The following is a 19,224-nucleotide window of genomic DNA, read 5'->3' as shown; positions in this document are numbered from 1 at the left end:
CCTGTGCTCGCTCCGCCCCCTGAACACCCTGGGAGGTGAACCATGATCCAACGTCTTCGATTCGTGCCCGCGAGACTCCTGCAGGCCGTGCCGGTGATCTTCGGCGTGACACTGCTCGTGTTCTTCATGGCGCACCTCCTTCCGGGCGATCCGGCCGTCGCGATCCTCGGTGAGCACGCGACGCAGGACCGGGTCACCGCGCTGCGAGCGCAGCTCGGTCTCGACCAGCCCATCTGGGTGCAGTACTTCCTCTTCGTCGGCCGGCTCGTGCAGGGCAACCTCGGCACGAGCCTCACCTACCAGCAGCCGGTGTCCGGCCTGGTGCTCGCAGCCATCCCGGTCACGCTGTCGCTGCTGCTCTTCGCGGTGGTGCTGTGCCTGCTCCTCAGCGTTCCGCTCGCCGGAATCGCCGCGAGCGCACCCGGCCGGGGACGCGACTTCGGGGTGCGGGTCTACACGCTGATCGGCCAGGGGATGCCGCAGTTCTGGGTGGGAATCATGCTCATCCTCCTGTTCGCGGTGAACCTCCACATCTTCCCCGTCGGCGGTTTCGGCGACACGCCGCTCGATCACATCTACTACCTGGCCCTGCCGGCTCTCACGCTGGCGATCGCGATGTCCCCCACGATCATCCGCAGCCTGCGCTCGTCGACGATCAACGTGCTCGGTTCCGAATACGTCGCGACGGCACGCTCCAAAGGCTCCGGCGGCCTGCACCTGTTCCGCGGCCACGTGCTGCGCAACGCGGCCATCCCGACGATCTCGATCCTCGGAGTCAATCTCGGCTATCTCGTCGGCGGTTCGCTCGTCATCGAGAAGGTCTTCGCGCTCCCCGGCCTCGGCTCGCTGATGATCAACGCGATCTTCAGCCGCGACTTCCCCACGATCCAGGCGGTCGCCCTCTTCGTGGCGCTGTTCGTCGTGATCGTCGGCATCCTCACCGACATCGTCTATACCGCCCTCGACCCCCGGGTCGACCTCAACGCGAAGGTGGCGCGATGAGCACACCGACAGCCGTACTCGACAGGTTCCAGGTGAAACGCCGCGCGGCACGGTCGCGCGTACTCAAGCCCTGGTACAAGAACGGGTCGCTCGTGGCCGGCATCGGCGTGATCGGTTTCCTGGTCCTGGTCGCGATCTTCGCCCCGGTGCTCGCACCGTACGACCCGATCAAACAAGATCTGCAGAACGCGCTGGCGAACCCCGGCGCGGCGCACTGGCTCGGCACCGACAAGTACGGCCGGGATGTGCTGTCGCGGCTCATCTGGGGCGCCCGCGTCGACCTTCGCATCGGTTTCCTCGCCGTGATCATCCCCTTCGTCGTCGGATCGACCATCGGCGCCCTCGCCGGCTACTTCGGCGGATGGTTCGACGCGGTCGTGATGCGCGTCGTGGACATCTTCTTCGCCTTCCCCTTCTACGTGATGGTCATCGTGCTCGTCTTCGTGCTCGGCTCCGGTGAGGCGAGCATCTACCTGGCGATCGCTGCGGTCTCGTGGGTGTCGTACGCGAAGATCGTCCGCGGCGAAGTACTCGTGGCCAAAGAGCAGGACTGGGTCACGGCCGCGAAGCTCGGCGGGATGTCGCACCCGCGCATCCTCGTCAAGCACATCGGCCCGAACGTGCTCTCCCAGGCCATCATCTACGGCACGAGCGACGTCGTGATGGACATCATGGCGATCGTCACCCTCGGCTACCTCGGTCTCGGAATCGCGCCGCCCACAGCAGAGTGGGGTTCGATGATCCTCGACGGCCAGGAATTCATCACGACGCACTGGGAGCAGGCGACGATACCCGGCCTGGTGGTGGTCGTCGTCAGCCTCGGCATGTCGTGGCTCGGCGATGGCCTCTCCGACCTCCTGAACCCGGAAAGGCGGAAGTAGCGTGTCAGCAGAACCGCTTCTCGACGTCTCGCACCTGACCCTCGGGGTGCGAAACGGTGCACGGCAGACGGTGATCGTCGACGATATCTCGTTCACGGTCGACCGCAACGACCGCTTCGGCATCGTGGGCGAGTCCGGCTCCGGAAAGTCGATGACGCTCCGTGCGATAGCCGGCCTTCTCCCGCGCGGTGTCGAAGTCCTCGGCGGAACCGTCCGTTTCCGGGGCACCGACCTGACGCAGTTATCAGCATCGGCACGCCGCTCGATCATGGGTTCGGAGATCGCGATGATCTTCCAGGAGCCGATGACCGCGCTGAACCCGGTGGTCCGGGTCGGAGACCAGATCGCCGAAGGACCGCGACGGCACCTCGGCCTGTCGAAGGCCGCCTCGCGCGCACTCGCGATCGAGATGATGGCCAGGACGGGCATCCCCGACCCGGCACGGCGCGCACGCGCGTACCCTCATGAGCTCTCCGGCGGCCTCCGCCAGCGTGTGATGATCGCGATGGCGCTGTCGTGCAAGCCTCAGCTGATCCTCTGCGACGAACCCACCACAGCACTCGATGTGACCGTGCAGCACCAGGTCCTCCGTCTGCTCGAAGACCTGTGCGACGAGGTCGGCGCCTCTCTCGTCTTCGTGACGCACGACCTCGCCGTCGTCAACCAGACCTGCGACCAGCTCGCGGTGATGTACGCGGGCAGGATAGTCGAACGCGGTCGCGTCGAGGCGGTGTTCGACCGCCCCGAGCACCCGTACACGATGGGTCTTCTGGCGTCGGCCCCCGACTTCGATCGCCCAGACCGTTCGCTCGTCGCGATTCCCGGATTCCCGCCGAACCTGGCCAATCGGAGCGCAGGCTGCGCGTTCGCGCCGCGGTGCACCTTCGCAACGGCGGAGTGCCACGAGTCGTCTCCAGCCCTGGAGCCGCGCGATGACGGCCGATCCGTCGCCTGCTTCGAAGTCGACCGGATGCTGGAGAGAACCGCATGACGCTCACGATCCACGACCCGTCCGCTCAGACCGCGAGCATCCTTCGCGTCGCCGACATCACGAAGACCTACGAGCTCGGCAGCAGACTCCCCTGGTCGAAGAACCACGCGAATCGGCTCACGGCGCTCGACGGGGTCGACCTGGAGTTGCGTCGCGGTGAGATCCTGGCTCTGGTCGGCGAGTCCGGCTCGGGCAAATCGACTCTGGCGAAGATCCTCGTCGGCAGTCTCGCACCGACGTCGGGCGCGCTCGAATGGGACGCAGCGCCTGCGGCTCCAGCGACCGGGCGCCATGCCGCCAAACGCGTCCAGATGGTCTTCCAGGACCCGTACTCGTCGCTCAACCCCCGGATGAGCGTGCGATCCATGTTGAGCGAGCTCCTGCTCCTCCACAAGATCGTGCCGCGCTCGCAGGTGACCGACGAGTGCCTTCGCCTCCTGGCACAGGTCGGCCTCGACGCGGATGCGCTCGACGCGTACCCCAGCCAGTTCTCGGGCGGCCAGCGACAGCGCCTCGCCATTGCGCGCGCCCTCGCCGTCCGGCCCGACGTTCTCATCGCCGACGAGCCCGTCTCGGCGCTCGACGTCTCGGTGCAGGCGACGATCCTGGAGCTCTTCGCCACGCTGCAGCGCGACCTCGGCCTGAGCATCCTGTTCGTCGCACACAACCTCGCGGTGGTCCAGCACCTGAGTCAGAGGGTCGCGGTGATGTATCTGGGTCGCATCGTCGAGGTGGCCGACACGGACGAGCTGTTCTCGAATCCGCGTCACCCGTACACCCGCGCACTGATCGATTCGATCCCGCGGATGAGCGCCGGGAGCTCGAACGAGCGGCGTCCACTTGACGGCGACCCGCCGAGCCCGTTCGATGTACCTGCCGGGTGCCGGTTCGCGCCCCGCTGCGTCTACGCGTCAGAGCGGTGCAGGATGGTCGATCCCGCCCTGACCACGGTAGGACCCGACCACCTGGCGGCCTGCATCAAGTCCGCAGAACTCGAGCCCATCGGCGCAACAGCGCGGTGAGCTCGGAACCTTTCAGAAACAAGGAGAGTGCAATGAAGGTCTGGATTTCGTTCGACATGGAAGGCGTCGCCGGCATCGTCGACTGGGACCAGTGCCGTCCGGACAGCGGACCGTCGTACGCGCTGGGCTGCGCGCTGCTGCAGGACGAGGTCAACGCCGCGATCGAGGGCGCCATCGCCGGCGGTGCGACCGAGGTCGTCCTCAACGATTCGCACAGCCGGATGGCCAACCTCGACCCGCGCCGAATCGCCGGCAATGCGCAGTACATCTCGGGCAGGCACAAGCCGCGCTACATGATGCAGGGTCTCGACGACACGTTCGACGCGATCTTCTTCGTCGGCTACCACGGCTCGATCTCGGGCCGCCCGTCGACGCTCTCCCACACCTACAACCCCGAGGTCTTCACCCGGGCAGCCGTCAACGGCATCGAGGTCGGCGAGAGCGGCATCAACGCACTCGTCGCCGAGCACTTCGGCGTGCCCATCGCGTTCCTCTCGGGCGACGCGGTCGTCCAGGACGAGACGAGGCCGTTCGCACCGGATGCCGTCATGGTCACGACCAAGGAGTCCATCTCCCGGTTCAGCGCGAAGAACCTGCACCCCGCAGAGTCGTGCACGCTGATCCGCGCCGGTGCCGAGCGCGCCATGCGCGCTGTCGCGGCCGGAAGCGTTCGCGGCACGGGCATCCAGGCGCCCACGACTCTCGATCTCGAATTCCAGACCGGGGACATGGCCGAGGTCGCCACCTGGGCACGGGGTGCCGAGCGCACTGCTGAACGCGCCGTGCGCATCGAAGGAGACAACCTCCTGCAGCTGTTCGAATCGTTTGTCGCGGTGAACTACATCACCCGTCAGGCAGGTGGACGCTGATGGCTACCAACATCATCGATGTCGCGCCGAATGACGAGGGCTTCACCCTCGTCCTGCACGGTGGAGCGGGCGGGCGCGTCGAAGAGCTCTCCCTCGAGGCGAGTGGACTCTACGAGCACGGCCTCCGACTGGCCTACGAAGCCGGGGCGGCCATCCTCTCCGCCGGCGGTAGCGCGCTCGATGCGGTGTGCGAGACAGTGCGTCGGCTCGAGGACAACCCCCTGTTCAACGCGGGCCGCGGCGCCGCCCTGACCGCTACCGGGTCTGCAGAACTCGACGCGTGCGTGATGACAGGCGAGGGCAAGGCCGGCGCAGTCGCGGTCTCCCGTTCGGCCAAGAACCCGGTGGATGTGGCCCGCGCGGTACTCGAAGAGTCCGAGCATGTGCTCCTGGTGACGCCGAGCGACGAACTCGTCGACTCGTGGGGGCTGGAGCGGGTGCGGCCGGAGTACTTCGTGACGGATGCACGCCAGCGCCAGCTCGCGAACGTGCAGGCGCGCCTCCTCGAAGGCTCTCGTCATGGAACCGTCGGCGCTGTCGCCGTCGACCGCTCCGGCGCGGTCGCCGCCGCGACCTCGACCGGCGGGATGGTCAACCAGAGCGACGGGCGGGTCGGGGACACCCCCGTCGTCGGCGCAGGCACCTACGCGCGCGACGGTGTCGTCGCCGTCTCGTGCACCGGGCAGGGCGAGTCGTTCATCGAGGGCGTCGTCGCCCACGACATCTTCGCCCGCATGCGTTACGGCGGCGCACCGCTCGCGACCGCGGTGGCGTCCACGATCGAAGGCGAGCTCGACAGCCGCGGCGCGATCGGCGGCATCATCGCCGTCGGCGCTGACGGCCGTCTCGTTGTCGCGCACAATTCGCCTGCCATGTTCGCCGCCTACCGATCCGAGACGGGACTTGTCACCCTCACGTAATACTGTGACGACGTTCGCAAGTAGCTCAGAGGAGAGACGGATGATGCCGATCAAAGACGAGATCTTCGCCAAGATGGACCAGCTCAGCCCTGCTGAGCGCAAGGCCGCACGTGCGTTGCTCGCCGACTACCCGAGTGCGGGGCTCGCGAGCGCCGCCTCGCTGGCGCGCACGGCGGGCACGAGCACGCCGACCGTACTGCGTCTCGTGTCGCGGATGGGCATCAGCAGCTACGCCGAATTCCAGGCACGACTGCGCGCTGACGTCTCCAACCAGATCAACTCCCCGGTTCAGCGGGCGCAGCAGATCCCCGGGCCGGGAAGGCAGGAGAGCGTCTTCCAGCGTTCGGTCGCACAACGGGCAGACCTGGTTGCCCGGCTCCAGGCGACAGTTCCGCCTGCCGAGTTCGACCGCGCCGTGAAGGCGCTGGCCGATCGGCCCCGTTCCGTGATGATCTCGGGCGGCTACTTCTCCCGACTGGTCGCCGAGATGGTGGCAGGTCAACTCGACCAGCTGATTCCCGGCGTCCTGTTCTCGGCTGATCCGCTCAGCCGGGACATCGGCAAGTACCTCGCCCTGCGCAAGGACTCGGTGGCGATCGTCTTCGACCTCCGCCGCTACGAACTGGCGAGCAAGCAAGTGGTGCAGCTCGCCCGCGACCAGGGCGCAACGGTGATCCTCATCACCGACGAATTCCTGTCTCCCAGCGCCGAGCACGCAGACATCGTTCTGCCGATCGCGGTCGACGGCATCCCGTTCGACTCCTTCGCAGGCCTGATCGTGCTCGTCGAGGCGCTCGTCGAGGGCGTCTTCCATGAGGTGGGCGAACCCGCGATCGCGCGCATGCGCCAGTGGGAGGAGAACGTGCACATTCATCGCGCATTCCGCGCGAGCGAACACTCGGATGGAGAAGATGAGTAGCGAGAAGACCAACAGCCCCGAAACTCTGGAGTTCGACGGACTCACGGCGGTCGTCACCGGCACCGCCCAGGGCATCGGGCAGGCCATCGCCGCCGAGCTCGGTTCTGCCGGCGCCACCGTGATCGGTGTGGACCGCGACACCGTCGACCTCTCGAACTCGGCCGAGGCGGCCGACTTCTTCCGTTCGCTCCCCCGCGTGGACATCCTCGTCAACAGTGCGGGAGGCGTCGTCGGCCAGACCCACACCCCGCTCGACGAACTAACGGACGACGCCTGGCACGCGGTGCTCGACGCCAATCTCCAGACCATGTTCAACTGCTCACGCGCCGCCGCGGGCCGCATGAAGGAGTCGGGCTTCGGACGCATCGTGACCATCTCGTCCGGCGCCGGGCGCAGCGTCAGCCTGACCGGCATCCAGGCGTACACGACCTCGAAGGCCGCTCAGATCGGCCTCACCCGGCAGCTCGCTCACGAGCTCGGCCCGTTCGGGATCACCGTCAACGCGATCGCTCCCGGTTTCGTCCTCTCCAACCCGAGCTCGCGCGCGCAATGGGACAGCTACGGCCCGGAGGGCCAGCAGGCCCTGGTGGAGAAGATCTCGGTGCGTCGCGTCGGCGAACCGTCCGACATCGCCCGCGGCGTCCGCTTCTTCGCGTCGCCCCAGGCCGGCTGGGTCAGTGGGCAGGTCCTGTCCATCGACGGCGGCCACTCCCTCTTCTGATCCCCTCCCCTGCTCACTCGTTAGGAATCATCATGGATAACGCGCGCCCGACAGCCGCGTCTGAGGCTCTCGCCGCACTCGGCGAGCGCTATTTCACCACACAGCACACGTTCGATCCGTACAGCGCGACCCTGCTCGGCATCCAGGTCTTCGACCACCTGACAAACGACCCGTCGGCCGAGGCAGGCGACAGGGCGGCCGCCGATTTCCGGGAGATCGCAGCCGACCTGGAGAAGGTCGACGCAAGCGACCTCAGCGACACCGAGCGCGTCGACCGCGACGTGCTGTCCGCCCTCACCTGGGGCGCCGAGCGGGATGCGCACCACTCCCAGTGGGCGGCGAACGCATCCGCGAAGAGCTATGTGAGCAGGCAGGCACTGATCTTCCAGGCCGTGCCCGCGATGACCATCACCGACGCCGACGGAGCCGACCGCTACCTCAGCAGGCTCTCCGGGGTGGCCGGCTCGCTGACCGGACTCGGCGACCGTTACCTCAGCGAGGCGGCTCGCGGCCGGATCAGCACGGCGAACGGTATCGACCACGCCGTTCAGCAACTCGAGGGCTACGCGGCGCTGCCGATCGACGACGACGTGCTCCTGAAGCCCGCGCGCAGTGAGGCGGCCCGGGAGTCGTACGAGCGTGCCGAACGGATCGTGCGCGACGAGATCCGCCCCGCGATGATCGAGTTGGCCGGCCGGATGCGCAACCAGCTGAGAGAGGGAGCACGCGACAACGCTCACGTCGGCATCAGTAACGTCCCGGGCGGTGAGGAGATCTACACCGACGCCGTGCGCCGTCACACGACGACCGACCTGAGTGCGCCCGCGATCCACCAGCTCGGACTCGACGTGCTCGAGGAGCTTCGCGGACGATGGAGCGCCCTCGGTTCCAGCGCTCTCGGAACCAGCGACTTCACCGAGATCAGCGATCGCCTGCGCGACGACCCTGCGCTCCGGTTCGAGTCGCGGGAACAGATCATCACCGTCGCCGAGAGCGCGCTCGCACGTGCAGAGGCGGCCCGCGGCGACTATTTCCCCGATTTCAGGATCGCCGACTGCGTCATCGAGGAGATCAACCCGATCGACGCCGAACACGCAGCCCTCGCCTATTACCGGCCGCCCGCGGCGGACGGCAGCCGCCCGGGCGCGCACTGCCTGCTGACGACCGACCCGTCGAGCCGCTACTCCTACGAATACGAGGCGCTCGCCTTCCACGAATCGACGCCGGGCCATCACCTGCAGCTGGCGACGGCGCAGACGCTCGACATCCCGCGCTACCGCCGCTACCTCGACACCGAGCTGTGCGGGTTCATCGAGGGGTGGGGCCTCTACGCCGAGCAGCTCGCGGACGAGATGGGCCTCTACTCCGACGACCTGCAGCGGCTGGGGATGCTGTCGTTCTCCGCGCTGCGCGCCTGCCGTCTCGTCATCGACACGGGCATCCACTACTACGGATGGTCGCGCGAACGCGCGATGGACTTCATGTGGGAGAACACCGTCACCACCCGGGCGAACGTGCGCAACGAAGTCGACCGTTACATCGCCTGGCCGGGCCAGGCTCTCGCCTACATGATCGGGCGGCAGGAGATCGGCCGCCTGCGGTCGACCGCGCAAGCAGCTCTCGGCGACCGCTTCACCCCATCCGGTTTCCATGGCGTCGTGCTCGAAAACGGCGCAGTCCCCTTGTCCGTGCTCGCCCAGAACGTCCAACGCTGGCAGAGCGAAACCCTCGAAGGAAGTCACAGATGAACGTCACGATCAACGGTTGCAGGCTCAACGTCGAAGTATTCGGACCCGAAGACGGTCCGGTGCTGATCGCCCACCACGGCGGCGGAGGGATCGGATCGCTCGCGGAACCGCGGGCGACCTTCGGTCCGCTGGCCGACCGTTTCCGCGTGATCGTCTTCGACGCGCGCGGCTGCGGGCTGAGCGAGGGCATCCCGCCCTACTCCCACGAGCAGTGGGCCGCCGACGTCGACGCGATCCGCGTCTGGGCCGACGTCGATAAGGTCGTCATCGCAGGAGGGTCGTACGGCGGTTTCATCGCCCTCGAGTACGCGGTCACGTATCCGGAGCACGTGTCGGCGATCATCCTGCGCGACACCTCCCCCGACGGAAGCAACCTGGCGCTCGCCTTCGAGAACGCACGCAACCAGGATCGCGTCGAGATCAATTGGGACAACTTCAACCGGTACTGGGGCGGCGAGATCCGCGACGACGCCGACCTGAAGGCGTGCTGGGCGGAGCTCATCCCGCTCTACGATTTCGAGTACGACGAAGCCACGTCGGCCGCGCGGGTCGAGGCGGGAATCTACCGTCACGAATCGCACAACTGGTGCTTCCAGCAGAACTGGCCGACGTACGACGTCACGCCCGCGCTGCCGTCGGTGACCGTGCCGACGCTGGTCACGGTCGGCCGCAAGGACTGGGTCACGCCGGTGAGCTCAGCCGAGACGATCGCCCGGCTGATCCCGGGCGCGGAGCTCGTCGTGTTCGAGAAGTCCGGCCACTCGCCGCAGGTCGAAGAGGCCGAGGAGTTCCAGCGCGTGATCCGCGACTTCGTCGACCGTGCGGTTCCCGCCCACGCCGACACCCAGGCGGAGGCCGTTCGATGAAGCTCTACATCATCGGCGCCGGCGCGATCGGTGGAACGCTCGGCGCTCTCATGACACTCGACGGCCACGACGTCACCCTGTGCGACGCGGACGAAGCCCACGTCGCCGCCATCAACGCGATCGGGCTCTCGATCGAGGGCCCGGTGAATGCCGTGACCGTGCGCGTCCCCGCGATACTCCCCCACGAGTTGCCCGACGTGATCGATCGCGCCATCGTCGCCGTCAAAAGCCACCACACGCGCTCGGTGGCCGACCTGCTCGCCCCGAGGCTCGCGCCGGACGGCTACGTGCTCACCGTGCAGAACGGCCTCACCGCCGACATCCTCACCGAAGCCCTCGGGGCTCACCGCGTGGTGTCCAGCTTCGTCAACTTCGGTGCAGACGTCATGGGCCCTGGTCGCATCATGCAGGGCAACATCGCCACGTTCCGCGTCGGCGAGCTCGCGGGCGGCACGATCACGCCGCGCGTGCAGGAACTGGCGGATGCGCTGCCGTATGCCGAGGCCACGGACAACGTGCTCGGCTACCTCTGGGGAAAAGAGGCCTACGGCTCGATGCTCTGGGCCGGCGCCGTCTCCGACCTGTCCATCGCCGAGTCTCTCGAGCACCCGACGTACCGGCCGGTCATGATCGCGATCGCCTCGGAAGTGCTCGCCCAGGCGCCCGTGCGGGTCGAGAGCTTCGACGGGTTCGTGCCCGACGACCTCGAGGGGTCGCTCGACCGGCTGGCCGCCTTCAACCGGCGCAGCGCGAAGAGCCACAGCGGTATCTACCGTGACCTCACAGTGCGCAAACGCAAGACCGAGATCGACGAGATGCTCCGCGACGTCAGCGGGCCGATCTTCCGCAAGGTCGGGGACATCATCCACGACATCGAAGACGGCAAGCGTGTGTGCGAGGTCGCCAATCTCGATGAGCTCGCGGAGTTCGTCGCCGCTCGCGGCTGAGCAATAGCGAACGGCGTCACGGCCCCGGGATCGCGCGAGATCCCGGGGCCTTTGCACGCGCGCGGCATGGCTCTGCGAATGTCTGCCCCGCCAGATGGGAATATGGCGCGTGCCCACGTTTCTTCAGCGGCTTCGCCTCGCAGTCTCAGACCCGACAGCGTTGCGATCGTGGATGGTCGATGCGAACGACGGGATCGTTGCGGCGGCCGGCGTTCTCGAGGGTTTCGCCGGCGCGGGCGCGAGGTCGCCGAACAGCTGATGGCAGGTGACGCATTGGCGGCCCAGCTCGAGTCCGAGCACGGAATCGTGGAGATCATGTCGCGCTCAGCGCCGGCATTGGGCGGAACCGGGGCAGGGATCGCTTTCATCGCGGGCGCCGCGATCCCCCTCATCATCACGGTGCTGGTGCCCGGCTCCGTCGAAGCCTGGGCGATCCTGCTGGCAGTCGTCGTCTCGTTGACGCTCACCTCGATCATCGTTGCGCGATCAGGTGGAACAGCCGCGTGGCGGATGATCGTACGCACACTCACCGTTGGCGTCGGCACCCTGGTCGTCAGCTTCCTGGTCGGAAGGCTCGTCTTCTGACGTGCCGCGGTTTCAGCGGGCAGGGATGCGACCCGCGATGCCGGCCAGGAGGTAGTCGACGGCGCGCTCCAACTGCTCCTGCTCGGAGCGGATGGTCGGCGACTGCATCCACTGGGCGAGCAGCGGATACTCCTCCGCCGGCGCCAGGGTCTGGGAGAGTCGCTTGACCGTGTCGACGAAGTCATCCGTCCGCTCGACGCCGTTGAGGGCGGCCATCCGCTCCTGCTGGGCGGCCGCATTCGCGCGTGCGAACACGTGAAGGTCCACCAGCTCGAGTGAGCTGAGCGATTCATCCACATCGAGACCCGCTCCGACAAGGATGCGCAGAGCGTATTCCGTGCGCCTCATCGTGTTCGGCCCCAACGGGGGCCTGGTCTGAACCAGCTGTGCATACCAGGGGTGCCGGCGAGCCATCGACCAGGTCTCGAGCGCGAGCGTGCGCAGGGCCGACTGCCAGCCCGCAGGCGACTCGTGCGGGGGCAGGGCGACCTCGCCGATCGCCCGGTCGAGCATGAGATCGATGAGCCCGTCTTTGCTCAGCACATGACGGTAGAGCGCCATCGCACTGAAGTCGCCGAGGTCTTTCGCGACCGCCGACATCGTCAGGCCGGACGCGCCCGCGTGATCGGCGACCCGTATCGCAGCCGACACGATCTCGTCACGACTCAGCGGCGCGCGCGACGGGTTCTCCTCACGGGCAAGCCAGATCGTTTCGAGCGCATCGGTTGACATGCATCCAGTTTATGTTAGAAACTGTCAGTTTATAACGTAAACACGCCACGTGGAGGGAAACAACGATGACGAGACAACCGGCGATGTTCGGCCTGGTCCGAGGCATCTCCTTCGGGCTGTTCGGCCCACCCGACGAGTTCGCGCCGCAGGCCGCCGGCCTGGGCGCGGAGCTCGTTCGGGTATACCTCTACTGGTCGCAGATCGAACCGAGACCGGGTGAATACGACTGGCGAATCGTCGATGCGCTCCTGGATCAGGTCCCGGCGCAGATGGGCATCTGGGTCACGGTGTGTTCCAGTTCACCGTGGGGAACGCGACAGCCGACCGACTTCCAGCCGCAGTCCCCCGCCGTGGACGACACCGCCTATGAGAGCTTCGTCGCAGCGCTCGTACAGCGGGCGGCCGGTCGAATCGCCTACTGGCAGTGCAACAACGAGGTGAGCAACACGGGAATCCTCTGGGCAGGAACGGCCGAGGAATACGGCCACCAGCTGAAGCATTTTGCTCGGGCGGTCCGCCGATCCGACCCGCGAGCGCACGTTGTGCTCGCCGGCTGCGGTTACGACGCCCTGTCGGGCCCGCCCGACAGCCCGGCGCGCGCTGTGTACGAGACGTTGCTTCGCGATCACGGCGAGCACTTCGACACTTTCGCGCTCAACCTCTACGGCGACCCTTATGCGATCCCGGAGAATGTGGCCTGGGTGCGCGGCCTGATGAGACGACATCGCTGCGAGCGTCGCATCATCGTCGGCGAATACAACGGTCCGACAGTGTTCGAGTTCCCGCAGGCGATCGCTGTTCTGGAAGCCACGATGGCGGCCGCCTTCGCGGGTGCCCTGGAACCGGCGAACCACGCGGAAGGCACTTCGATGAGCCTCGACCGGCTCGCCGAACAGGTGACTGCTGACAGTCCCGACCGCATCGCCCTGCGGGGGCTGTACGCAGACCCCGACTCGCTTCCGGCAGCGCTTCGGATGTTCATGCACGATCCGCCGGCTGACCTGGACGCGTTGCGCGATCGCATCGCGTGCCGGCAACTCGTACAGCGTGCCGTGCTGATCCTGTCGACGGACATCGACACCCTCGTCTGCTGGAGCCTGGCGCCGGAGATCGGCGGATACTCGGATCCACTGAACATCATGGACCTGATGTTCGGCACGCTCGCACTGATGGACTACCGCGACGGGCGCATCGCCGAGACGCGTCCGGAAGGGCTCACCCACCGACTGATGGCCACCAGACTCGGGGGTGCGACATCCGTGGAACGGATCGCGTTGGAACAGGATGCGGCAGCGCACGTCTATCGGGTCACCAGAGGTGACGACAGTTGGGGGCTCGTCGCGTGGGCCGAGCAGGACGACCCGCTCGACGAATCACAGCCGACGATACCGATGCGAATCGAGTGGCCGTTCGACGAACCCGACGCAGTCGACGTGTTCGGGAGCGCCGCCGCTGCGGACTGGGACGGCGAAACCAGACGGCTCCGGCTCGAACTGACCGCGACCCCGATCTTCGTGACCGAACGGGGGCGCTGACGATGCGATACTCCCGACTCGGCTCGAGCGGCCTGGTCGTCTCGCGACTCGGCCTGGGGATGATGAGCTACGGCGACACCAGCCGTCGGCCCTGGCACCTGGATGCCGACCAGGCACGTCCCCTGGTGCGCACGGCAGTCGAGGCGGGCGTCACCCTGTTCGACACAGCCGACATGTACGACCTGGGCGAGAGCGAACGGGTCACCGGGAGACTCCTCGCCGAATTCTTCGCCGATCGCGATGATTATGTGCTCGCGACCAAGGCGTACTTCCCCATGGGAGACGGCCCGAACGCGGGTGGGTTGTCGCGCAAACACCTTCTCTCCGCCATCGACGGCTCCCTGAAACGACTGGGCGTCGACCATGTCGACCTGTTTCAGATCCACCGCTTCGATCCGGCGGTGCCGATCGAGGAAACATTGGATGCGCTGAACGACATCGTTCGCTCGGGCAAAGCGAGATACCTCGGTGCGTCCAGCATGTTCGCCTGGCAGTTCGCCCGAATGCAGTACACGGCCCGCCACACCGGACTCGCCCAATTCACTTCGATGCAGAACCATTACAACCTCCTCTACCGGGAAGAGGAACGCGAGATGATCCCGCTCTGCAAAGCCGAGGGCGTCGGCGTTCTGCCGTACAGCCCTCTCGCACGGGGGATGCTCACAGGGTCCCGCTCACGGGCCGAGCGCGGAGGGACCAGCCGTGGAGCATCCGATCCACTTGCCGACGCGACCTACACCGACGACGACTTCGACGTTGTCGACGCCGTGAACGCCGTGGCCGAATCGCGTGGAGTCCCACCGGCTCAGGTGGCTCTCGCGTGGGTCATGAATCAGGACGGAATCACGGCGCCGCTCGTCGGCGCCACGAAGCCGGCGCATATCGCTGATGCCATCGCCGCTGTGGACCTCGAGCTCGACGTCGCCGAATGCGAGCAGCTCGAAGCCCAGTACCGACCGCACCCGGTACTGGGGCATGACTGATCAGGTCCGGAGGTTTTGTGACAACCCGACTCATCCTCGACTGCGACACGGGCACCGATGACGCGATCGCGATCATGACGGCCGTGGGGCACCCCCTGCTCGAACTCGTGGCCGTCACGACGGTCAACGGCAACGTGCCCCTGGAGAACACCACGGACAACACACTCCGCGTACTGGATCACGTCGGCGCCGACGTGCCTGTGTTCGCCGGAATGGACCGACCCCTGACGAGGCCGGACTTTCCGATTCCACGTGACGTGCTCAACGCCGGCAACCCTGAGTTCCAGGTGTTCGAACTCGACCTGCCGGTTGCCAGGACGGTGCAGCGCAGCGAGTCCGCGGTGGACTTTCTCATCGACACGTATCTGAGTGAACGTGGGTCGGACCTCGTTCTCGTCGCCACCGGCCCGCTCACGAACCTCGCCGCAGTGATTGCGGCCGATCCGCGGATCATTTCCCGCATCCCGAGACTCATTGTGATGGGCGGCGCTGTCCGGGGTGGCAACGTGACGGCGGCTGCCGAATTCAACTTCTGGGCCGACCCCGAAGCCGCCGAAGCAGTGCTGAGCGCCGGTATTCCCGACGTGACCATCGTGCCGCTCGAGGCCACGCATTCCGCCCCGATCACGCTCAGGCACTGCGACGCTTTCGACGGAATCGGCACGCCCTCTGCACTCGCAACGAGCTCGTTCGTGCGCCATCGCATCCGAACCCAGCTTCCTTCCGAGACCGAGGGGACTCCCGTGCACGACGCGCTCTGCATCGCATACCTCATCGACCCGGCCGTGATCACCTCATCAGCACGACGCTCCGCTCACGTCGAGACGCACGGCACCCGCTCCGTCGGCGAACTGGTCGTCGACGACCGGCCGTGGTCACCCGAGTCCCCGAACGCTCTGGTGGCGCTGCAGGCCGACCCAGAACGATACGCGGCGACGCTTTCAGCAGCATTGGGCGCAACGTAGCGCGCGGCGTCGCGCTCCACCTCGCGCGCGAACGACTCGCGACACGCGGACGGGTCTATGCCGTGAGAGACGCCACTGCACGCTGGACGACGTTGCTCATCGCTCCCACTCCATCGATCTCGATGACGACGACATCTCCGTCCTCGAGGGTCGTCTCGAGGTCGGGCACCAGCATCGTCCCGGTGGAGAGCACAACGCCATCCGCGCGCTCCTGACCTCGGAACACCCAGCCGACCAATTCGTCGAACGTCCGGCGCATCCGTGACGTGCTGCCCTCGGCACGCCAGAGGACGTCGCCCTCGGGAAGGATGAATCCTCCCGGATCCCGATCGGGTCGTCATCAGTCACGGCCAGCGTCGCGGTGCCGCCGACGGGATCGGTGTAGCGGATGAGGTGCATCACAGGCCAATCAGTTCAGGTTTCCACCGTGCTCGTCTTCTGATCAGAGTGACCACAGACGTAGGCTGTGACGTGTGAAGCGCATCTGGCCCTTTCTCGTGCCCGGGGTGATCCTGAGCGGAGCCGGGTTGGTGTGGACTCTGCAGGGGTTCAACGTTCTGCCCGGGTCGGCGATGAGCGGATCCTCCTTCTGGGCCGTCGTGGGTCCGATCATCCTCGTGGTCGGCCTGGTGCTGATCGGGATAGCCGTCGCTCGGAGCCGCCGGCGCCGAACGCCCTGAGCACAGCTCTAAATAAGGGATTCGTCGAGGTCGGCGAGCATCCGGTCGCCCGAAGCGAGCAGATCGAGTTGCGCGTCGACCCGCGGCAGCACGTGCAGGAAGAAGAATCGGGTCGTGAGCCGCTTGCCTTCGGCGAACTGATCCGTCCTGCCCTGAACAGCCAGCACCTGGTCGAGCAGGAGCCACGCGACGACCAGATCGCCCGCGGCGTCGAGATACTCGCTCGCATTGGCCAGCGCGCTCACAGGGTCGCCGTCGGCCCACAACGCACGAGTGACGTCCACGAGCCGCGCGACGCGAACCGCGAGCAGGGGCGCGAGATCGCTTCCCAGCGCATCCGCCCGACGCGCCGTATCCGTCATCGCGTCCACCAGCAGGGCGAGCCCGGCGCCGTCAGCGAGCCGCACTTTGCGGCCCAGCAGATCGAGCGCGTGGATGCCGTGAGTCCCCTCGTGAATGTCGTTGAGCCGGTTGTCGCGATAGAACTGTTCGACCGGGAAGTCGCGCACATACCCGCTACCGCCGTGGATCTGGATGGCGAGGTCATCGGCCTCCACCCCCCATTGTGACGGCCAGCTCTTGGCGATGGGAGTGAGCACATCCACGAGGAGATCGGCGTTCGCGCGCGCCGAGCTGTCCGCGCTGGTCTGCGCCAGATCGAGAAGCCGCGTCGTATACAGCACGAGCGCGACCGAGCCTTCGGCGTAGGCCTTCGACTCCAGCAGCATCCGACGCACATCCGGATGCCGGATGATCGGAACCGGCGGAAGCGACGGATCCTTCGCGGCAAGATCACGGCCTTGAACCCGGCCCCTCGCGTATTCACGAGCGTGCAGGTATCCGGTCACGGCGAGCGCGGCAGCCGATGCACCGACCGCGAGCCGCGCCTCGTTCATCATGTGGAACATGTAGGCCAGACCGTGGCCTTCCTCCCCGATGAGGTAGCCGACGGCGCCGCTGCCATCCCCGACCGGGTAGGCGCCCGATCCGTAGGACAGGGCGGTGTTGACCGTCCCGCGAAAGCCCATCTTGTGATTCAGGCCGACGAGCGAGACGTCGTTGCGCTGCGTGAGCGCCCCCGGCTCACCCAGCCATTTCGGCACGATGAGAAGGGAAAGACCTCTCGTCCCCGCCCCGCCGGTGCGTGCGAGCACGAGATGGACGATGTTCTCGCTGAGCTCGTGGTCTCCGCCCGAGATCCACATCTTCTCCCCGCGGAGCCGGTAGGTTCCGTCCTCCTGACGCTGAGCCACGGTGTCGAGGTCGCCCAGCGATGAACCGACACCGGGCTCCGAGAGGTTCATGGTGCCGAACCAACGCCCGTCCGCCATCGGCGGGAGATACCGCTCGACCAGTTCGGGATCCGCGTAGGCGCGGATGAGGTTGGCGGCCGCCGTCGTCAGCAAGGGATACGCGGAGGTGCCGATGTTCGCGGCCTGCAGCCACATCGACGCAGCCCGATAGACCACGTGGGGCAGCTGGAACCCGCCGACCTGCTCGTCCATCGTCGCGCTGATCAGGCCGGCCCCGGCGAAGGCGTCGAGCGCGGTCTTGACGTCTTCGACGATCCGCACCGCTCCGTCGACCAAGTGCGGCTCGTCGAGGTCCGAGGTCCGGCTGTGCGGCTGGAAGTACTCTTCCGCGATCCTGCGTGTGAGGTCGATGACCTCATCGAAGGTCTCGCGGCTGTGCTCGGCATAGCGCGGGAGCGAGGTGAGCTCGTCCACCTTCAGCCAGTCGTACAGGACGAACTCGAGATCGTTCGGATCCAGGATCTTCGACTCGGTGCGGTTCATGGTTATCGACTGACCTTTCCGAACAGCCTCGCGATGGGAGCAAGGACCAGAGGACGGGCGGCGGCCCAGCCAGCGCCGATGACCACGAGCGAGGCGACGAAGATCCAGAATCCGATCCAGTTGTGCGAGTACGCCGCGGGATCGGTCGAGCCGAGGGCGGCATACATGTGGTTCAGGTTGCGTAGCGCGCCGGTGGCGAACACCAGCGCCACGTGCACGACGACGAACGCCACGAAGAAGACCATCACGGGGAAGTGCACCTTGCGCGCCCACTCCACGGGGTAGAGCCGGTTCAGGGTCGCTGCTCGTTTCGGCCACACGCCGCTCATCCGCACTCCGGTGATGATCGCAAGCGGCGCTGCCACGAACACCACGGTGAAGTACGCGAGCTGCTGGAGGGCGTTGTAGTTGACCCAGCCGTTCTCGGTCGGCCAGTCCAGGGAGACGTACTGCAGCGTTGCGGACACCGCGTTGGGGAACACGGCCCACGAGGTCGGAATGATGCGCATCCACTGCCCCGTAACGAACAGCAGGACCAGGAACACGATTCCGTTCACGATCCAGAGGATGTCCAGCGATTGGTGGAACCACAGCGTCAGGCTGATCCGGCGCCGTGAGCTGCGACGCGACCAGAACACGCCGGGTCTCTTCTCCCGTCTCACCTGCAGGCCGGAGCGGACGATGAGGACGAGGAAGAACGTGTTGAGGAAGTGCTGCCAGCCCAGCCAGGCCGGAAGACCGACGGGAGCCTCGGCAGGGAGCGGATTCGCGCCCGGGTAGGTCGCAAGAAAGTCCTGTACGGACGGCAGCGACACCAGGAGCTGGGCCACCGCGACTAGGATCGCCGCGATCAGGACGAGACCGGCGACGCTCACCGCCACCACTCCCACCAGCTGGATTCCGGTGTAAGGCCCGAAGCGCCGCGGCTCGGCGGGACGCACGACCGGACGCGCCGGCGCTGCCGCGGGCTCTGCCGCGGGCTCTGCCGCAGGCCCCGCGGCCGGTTCGGCTTGAGCGACCACGACCGGGACGAGGGGTGGCGGTGGTTCGCTGACCGTCGCC

At 66.8% G+C, this 19,224-nt stretch carries 20 protein-coding genes; 16 read left to right on the top strand and 4 right to left on the bottom strand.

Features of this window, described 5'->3' with window-relative positions; all coding sequences use genetic code 11:
* The first annotated feature begins 42 nt into the window (after positions 1-42).
* From AAYO93_RS03040 to AAYO93_RS02985, 12 genes are all read left to right on the top strand, one after another.
* The gene (locus AAYO93_RS03040) at positions 43-1,002 is read left to right on the top strand and encodes an ABC transporter permease (RefSeq protein WP_345763541.1); all 960 of its coding nucleotides are present in this window, start codon (positions 43-45) and stop codon (positions 1,000-1,002) included.
* Complete coding sequence (locus tag AAYO93_RS03035; protein WP_345763540.1) at positions 999-1,883, top strand: ABC transporter permease; 885 nt, start codon at positions 999-1,001, stop codon at positions 1,881-1,883. Before AAYO93_RS03040 ends, AAYO93_RS03035 begins: the two co-directional genes overlap by 4 nt.
* 1 nt (position 1,884) lies before the next feature.
* A complete protein-coding gene (locus AAYO93_RS03030) occupies positions 1,885-2,874 on the top strand; it encodes an ABC transporter ATP-binding protein (RefSeq protein WP_345763539.1) in 990 nt (329 codons plus the stop codon).
* Entirely contained in the window at positions 2,871-3,896 is a 1,026-nt protein-coding gene (locus tag AAYO93_RS03025) for an ABC transporter ATP-binding protein (RefSeq protein WP_345763538.1), read from the top strand. Before AAYO93_RS03030 ends, AAYO93_RS03025 begins: the two co-directional genes overlap by 4 nt.
* Before the next feature lie 32 nt (positions 3,897-3,928).
* Positions 3,929-4,765: a M55 family metallopeptidase gene (locus tag AAYO93_RS03020; protein WP_345763537.1), complete on the top strand. Its 837-nt coding sequence runs from the start codon at positions 3,929-3,931 to the stop codon at positions 4,763-4,765.
* Positions 4,765-5,685 carry an isoaspartyl peptidase/L-asparaginase family protein gene (locus AAYO93_RS03015; protein WP_345763536.1) on the top strand — a complete coding sequence of 307 codons (921 nt, stop codon included), beginning with the start codon at positions 4,765-4,767 and terminating at the stop codon, positions 5,683-5,685. Before AAYO93_RS03020 ends, AAYO93_RS03015 begins: the two co-directional genes overlap by 1 nt.
* A gap of 40 nt (positions 5,686-5,725) precedes the next feature.
* Complete coding sequence (locus AAYO93_RS03010) at positions 5,726-6,604, top strand: MurR/RpiR family transcriptional regulator (RefSeq protein ID WP_345763535.1); 879 nt, start codon at positions 5,726-5,728, stop codon at positions 6,602-6,604.
* Positions 6,597-7,325, top strand: coding sequence for an SDR family NAD(P)-dependent oxidoreductase (locus AAYO93_RS03005; protein WP_345763534.1), 729 nt, complete (start codon positions 6,597-6,599; stop codon positions 7,323-7,325). Before AAYO93_RS03010 ends, AAYO93_RS03005 begins: the two co-directional genes overlap by 8 nt.
* 32 nt (positions 7,326-7,357) lie before the next feature.
* Positions 7,358-9,073: a DUF885 domain-containing protein gene (locus AAYO93_RS03000; protein ID WP_345763533.1), complete on the top strand. Its 1,716-nt coding sequence runs from the start codon at positions 7,358-7,360 to the stop codon at positions 9,071-9,073.
* A complete protein-coding gene (locus AAYO93_RS02995; protein WP_345763532.1) occupies positions 9,070-9,939 on the top strand; it encodes an alpha/beta fold hydrolase in 870 nt (289 codons plus the stop codon). The genes AAYO93_RS03000 and AAYO93_RS02995 overlap by 4 nt, the downstream gene beginning before the upstream one ends.
* Positions 9,936-10,886 (top strand): ketopantoate reductase family protein, encoded by a 951-nt coding sequence (locus AAYO93_RS02990; protein WP_345763531.1) that lies wholly within the window; start codon positions 9,936-9,938, stop codon positions 10,884-10,886. The genes AAYO93_RS02995 and AAYO93_RS02990 overlap by 4 nt, the downstream gene beginning before the upstream one ends.
* A 258-nt stretch (positions 10,887-11,144) precedes the next feature.
* A complete protein-coding gene (locus tag AAYO93_RS02985) occupies positions 11,145-11,471 on the top strand; it encodes a VIT1/CCC1 transporter family protein (RefSeq protein ID WP_345763530.1) in 327 nt (108 codons plus the stop codon).
* 12 nt (positions 11,472-11,483) lie between these two features.
* Here AAYO93_RS02985 and AAYO93_RS02980 read toward each other — a convergent pair whose 3' ends face one another.
* Positions 11,484-12,203 carry a TetR/AcrR family transcriptional regulator C-terminal domain-containing protein gene (locus tag AAYO93_RS02980; protein ID WP_345763529.1) on the bottom strand — a complete coding sequence of 240 codons (720 nt, stop codon included), beginning with the start codon at positions 12,201-12,203 and terminating at the stop codon, positions 11,484-11,486.
* A gap of 65 nt (positions 12,204-12,268) precedes the next feature.
* Here AAYO93_RS02980 and AAYO93_RS02975 point away from each other — a divergent pair, with 65 nt between their 5' ends.
* From AAYO93_RS02975 to AAYO93_RS02965, 3 genes are read left to right on the top strand one after another with little or no spacing between them, the layout of a single operon-like run.
* Positions 12,269-13,738: a hypothetical protein gene (locus AAYO93_RS02975; RefSeq protein WP_345763528.1), complete on the top strand. Its 1,470-nt coding sequence runs from the start codon at positions 12,269-12,271 to the stop codon at positions 13,736-13,738.
* Between the two features lie 2 nt (positions 13,739-13,740).
* Positions 13,741-14,721: an aldo/keto reductase gene (locus tag AAYO93_RS02970; protein WP_345763527.1), complete on the top strand. Its 981-nt coding sequence runs from the start codon at positions 13,741-13,743 to the stop codon at positions 14,719-14,721.
* A gap of 17 nt (positions 14,722-14,738) precedes the next feature.
* Positions 14,739-15,686, top strand: coding sequence for a nucleoside hydrolase (locus tag AAYO93_RS02965; protein ID WP_345763526.1), 948 nt, complete (start codon positions 14,739-14,741; stop codon positions 15,684-15,686).
* 55 nt (positions 15,687-15,741) lie between these two features.
* On the opposite strand, the gene AAYO93_RS02960 is transcribed toward AAYO93_RS02965, so the two are convergent.
* Positions 15,742-15,945, bottom strand: a complete 204-nt coding sequence (locus AAYO93_RS02960) for a fumarylacetoacetate hydrolase family protein (RefSeq protein WP_345763525.1) — start codon at positions 15,943-15,945, stop codon at positions 15,742-15,744.
* A gap of 214 nt (positions 15,946-16,159) precedes the next feature.
* On the opposite strand from AAYO93_RS02960, the gene AAYO93_RS02955 reads away from it, so the two are divergent.
* Positions 16,160-16,366: a hypothetical protein gene (locus AAYO93_RS02955; RefSeq protein WP_345763524.1), complete on the top strand. Its 207-nt coding sequence runs from the start codon at positions 16,160-16,162 to the stop codon at positions 16,364-16,366.
* An 8-nt stretch (positions 16,367-16,374) separates the two neighbouring features.
* Here AAYO93_RS02955 and AAYO93_RS02950 read toward each other — a convergent pair whose 3' ends face one another.
* Both AAYO93_RS02950 and AAYO93_RS02945 read right to left on the bottom strand, forming a co-directional pair.
* Positions 16,375-18,162, bottom strand: coding sequence for an acyl-CoA dehydrogenase (locus AAYO93_RS02950; protein WP_345763523.1), 1,788 nt, complete (start codon positions 18,160-18,162; stop codon positions 16,375-16,377).
* Between the two features lie 2 nt (positions 18,163-18,164).
* Positions 18,165-19,184, bottom strand: a complete 1,020-nt coding sequence (locus AAYO93_RS02945; protein WP_345763522.1) for a cytochrome b/b6 domain-containing protein — start codon at positions 19,182-19,184, stop codon at positions 18,165-18,167.
* Between the last annotated feature and the right edge of the window lie 40 nt (positions 19,185-19,224).

Source organism: Diaminobutyricibacter sp. McL0608, from assembly GCF_039613825.1.
Taxonomy (GTDB): domain Bacteria; phylum Actinomycetota; class Actinomycetes; order Actinomycetales; family Microbacteriaceae; genus Diaminobutyricibacter.
This window is presented reverse-complemented; position numbering and strand designations above follow the sequence as displayed.

Coding starts and splice junctions, on each gene's coding strand:
- AAYO93_RS02980 (WP_345763529.1), bottom strand. CDS start 12,203: ATGTCAACCGATGCGCTCGAAACGATCTGGCTTGCCCGTGAGGAGAAC.
- AAYO93_RS02990 (WP_345763531.1), top strand. CDS start 9,936: ATGAAGCTCTACATCATCGGCGCCGGCGCGATCGGTGGAACGCTCGGC.
- AAYO93_RS03010 (WP_345763535.1), top strand. CDS start 5,726: ATGATGCCGATCAAAGACGAGATCTTCGCCAAGATGGACCAGCTCAGC.
- AAYO93_RS03005 (WP_345763534.1), top strand. CDS start 6,597: ATGAGTAGCGAGAAGACCAACAGCCCCGAAACTCTGGAGTTCGACGGA.
- AAYO93_RS02975 (WP_345763528.1), top strand. CDS start 12,269: ATGACGAGACAACCGGCGATGTTCGGCCTGGTCCGAGGCATCTCCTTC.
- AAYO93_RS02960 (WP_345763525.1), bottom strand. CDS start 15,945: ATGCGCCGGACGTTCGACGAATTGGTCGGCTGGGTGTTCCGAGGTCAG.
- AAYO93_RS03000 (WP_345763533.1), top strand. CDS start 7,358: ATGGATAACGCGCGCCCGACAGCCGCGTCTGAGGCTCTCGCCGCACTC.
- AAYO93_RS03020 (WP_345763537.1), top strand. CDS start 3,929: ATGAAGGTCTGGATTTCGTTCGACATGGAAGGCGTCGCCGGCATCGTC.
- AAYO93_RS03015 (WP_345763536.1), top strand. CDS start 4,765: ATGGCTACCAACATCATCGATGTCGCGCCGAATGACGAGGGCTTCACC.
- AAYO93_RS03025 (WP_345763538.1), top strand. CDS start 2,871: ATGACGCTCACGATCCACGACCCGTCCGCTCAGACCGCGAGCATCCTT.
- AAYO93_RS02985 (WP_345763530.1), top strand. CDS start 11,145: ATGGCAGGTGACGCATTGGCGGCCCAGCTCGAGTCCGAGCACGGAATC.
- AAYO93_RS02995 (WP_345763532.1), top strand. CDS start 9,070: ATGAACGTCACGATCAACGGTTGCAGGCTCAACGTCGAAGTATTCGGA.
- AAYO93_RS03035 (WP_345763540.1), top strand. CDS start 999: ATGAGCACACCGACAGCCGTACTCGACAGGTTCCAGGTGAAACGCCGC.
- AAYO93_RS02950 (WP_345763523.1), bottom strand. CDS start 18,162: ATGAACCGCACCGAGTCGAAGATCCTGGATCCGAACGATCTCGAGTTC.
- AAYO93_RS02970 (WP_345763527.1), top strand. CDS start 13,741: ATGCGATACTCCCGACTCGGCTCGAGCGGCCTGGTCGTCTCGCGACTC.
- AAYO93_RS03040 (WP_345763541.1), top strand. CDS start 43: ATGATCCAACGTCTTCGATTCGTGCCCGCGAGACTCCTGCAGGCCGTG.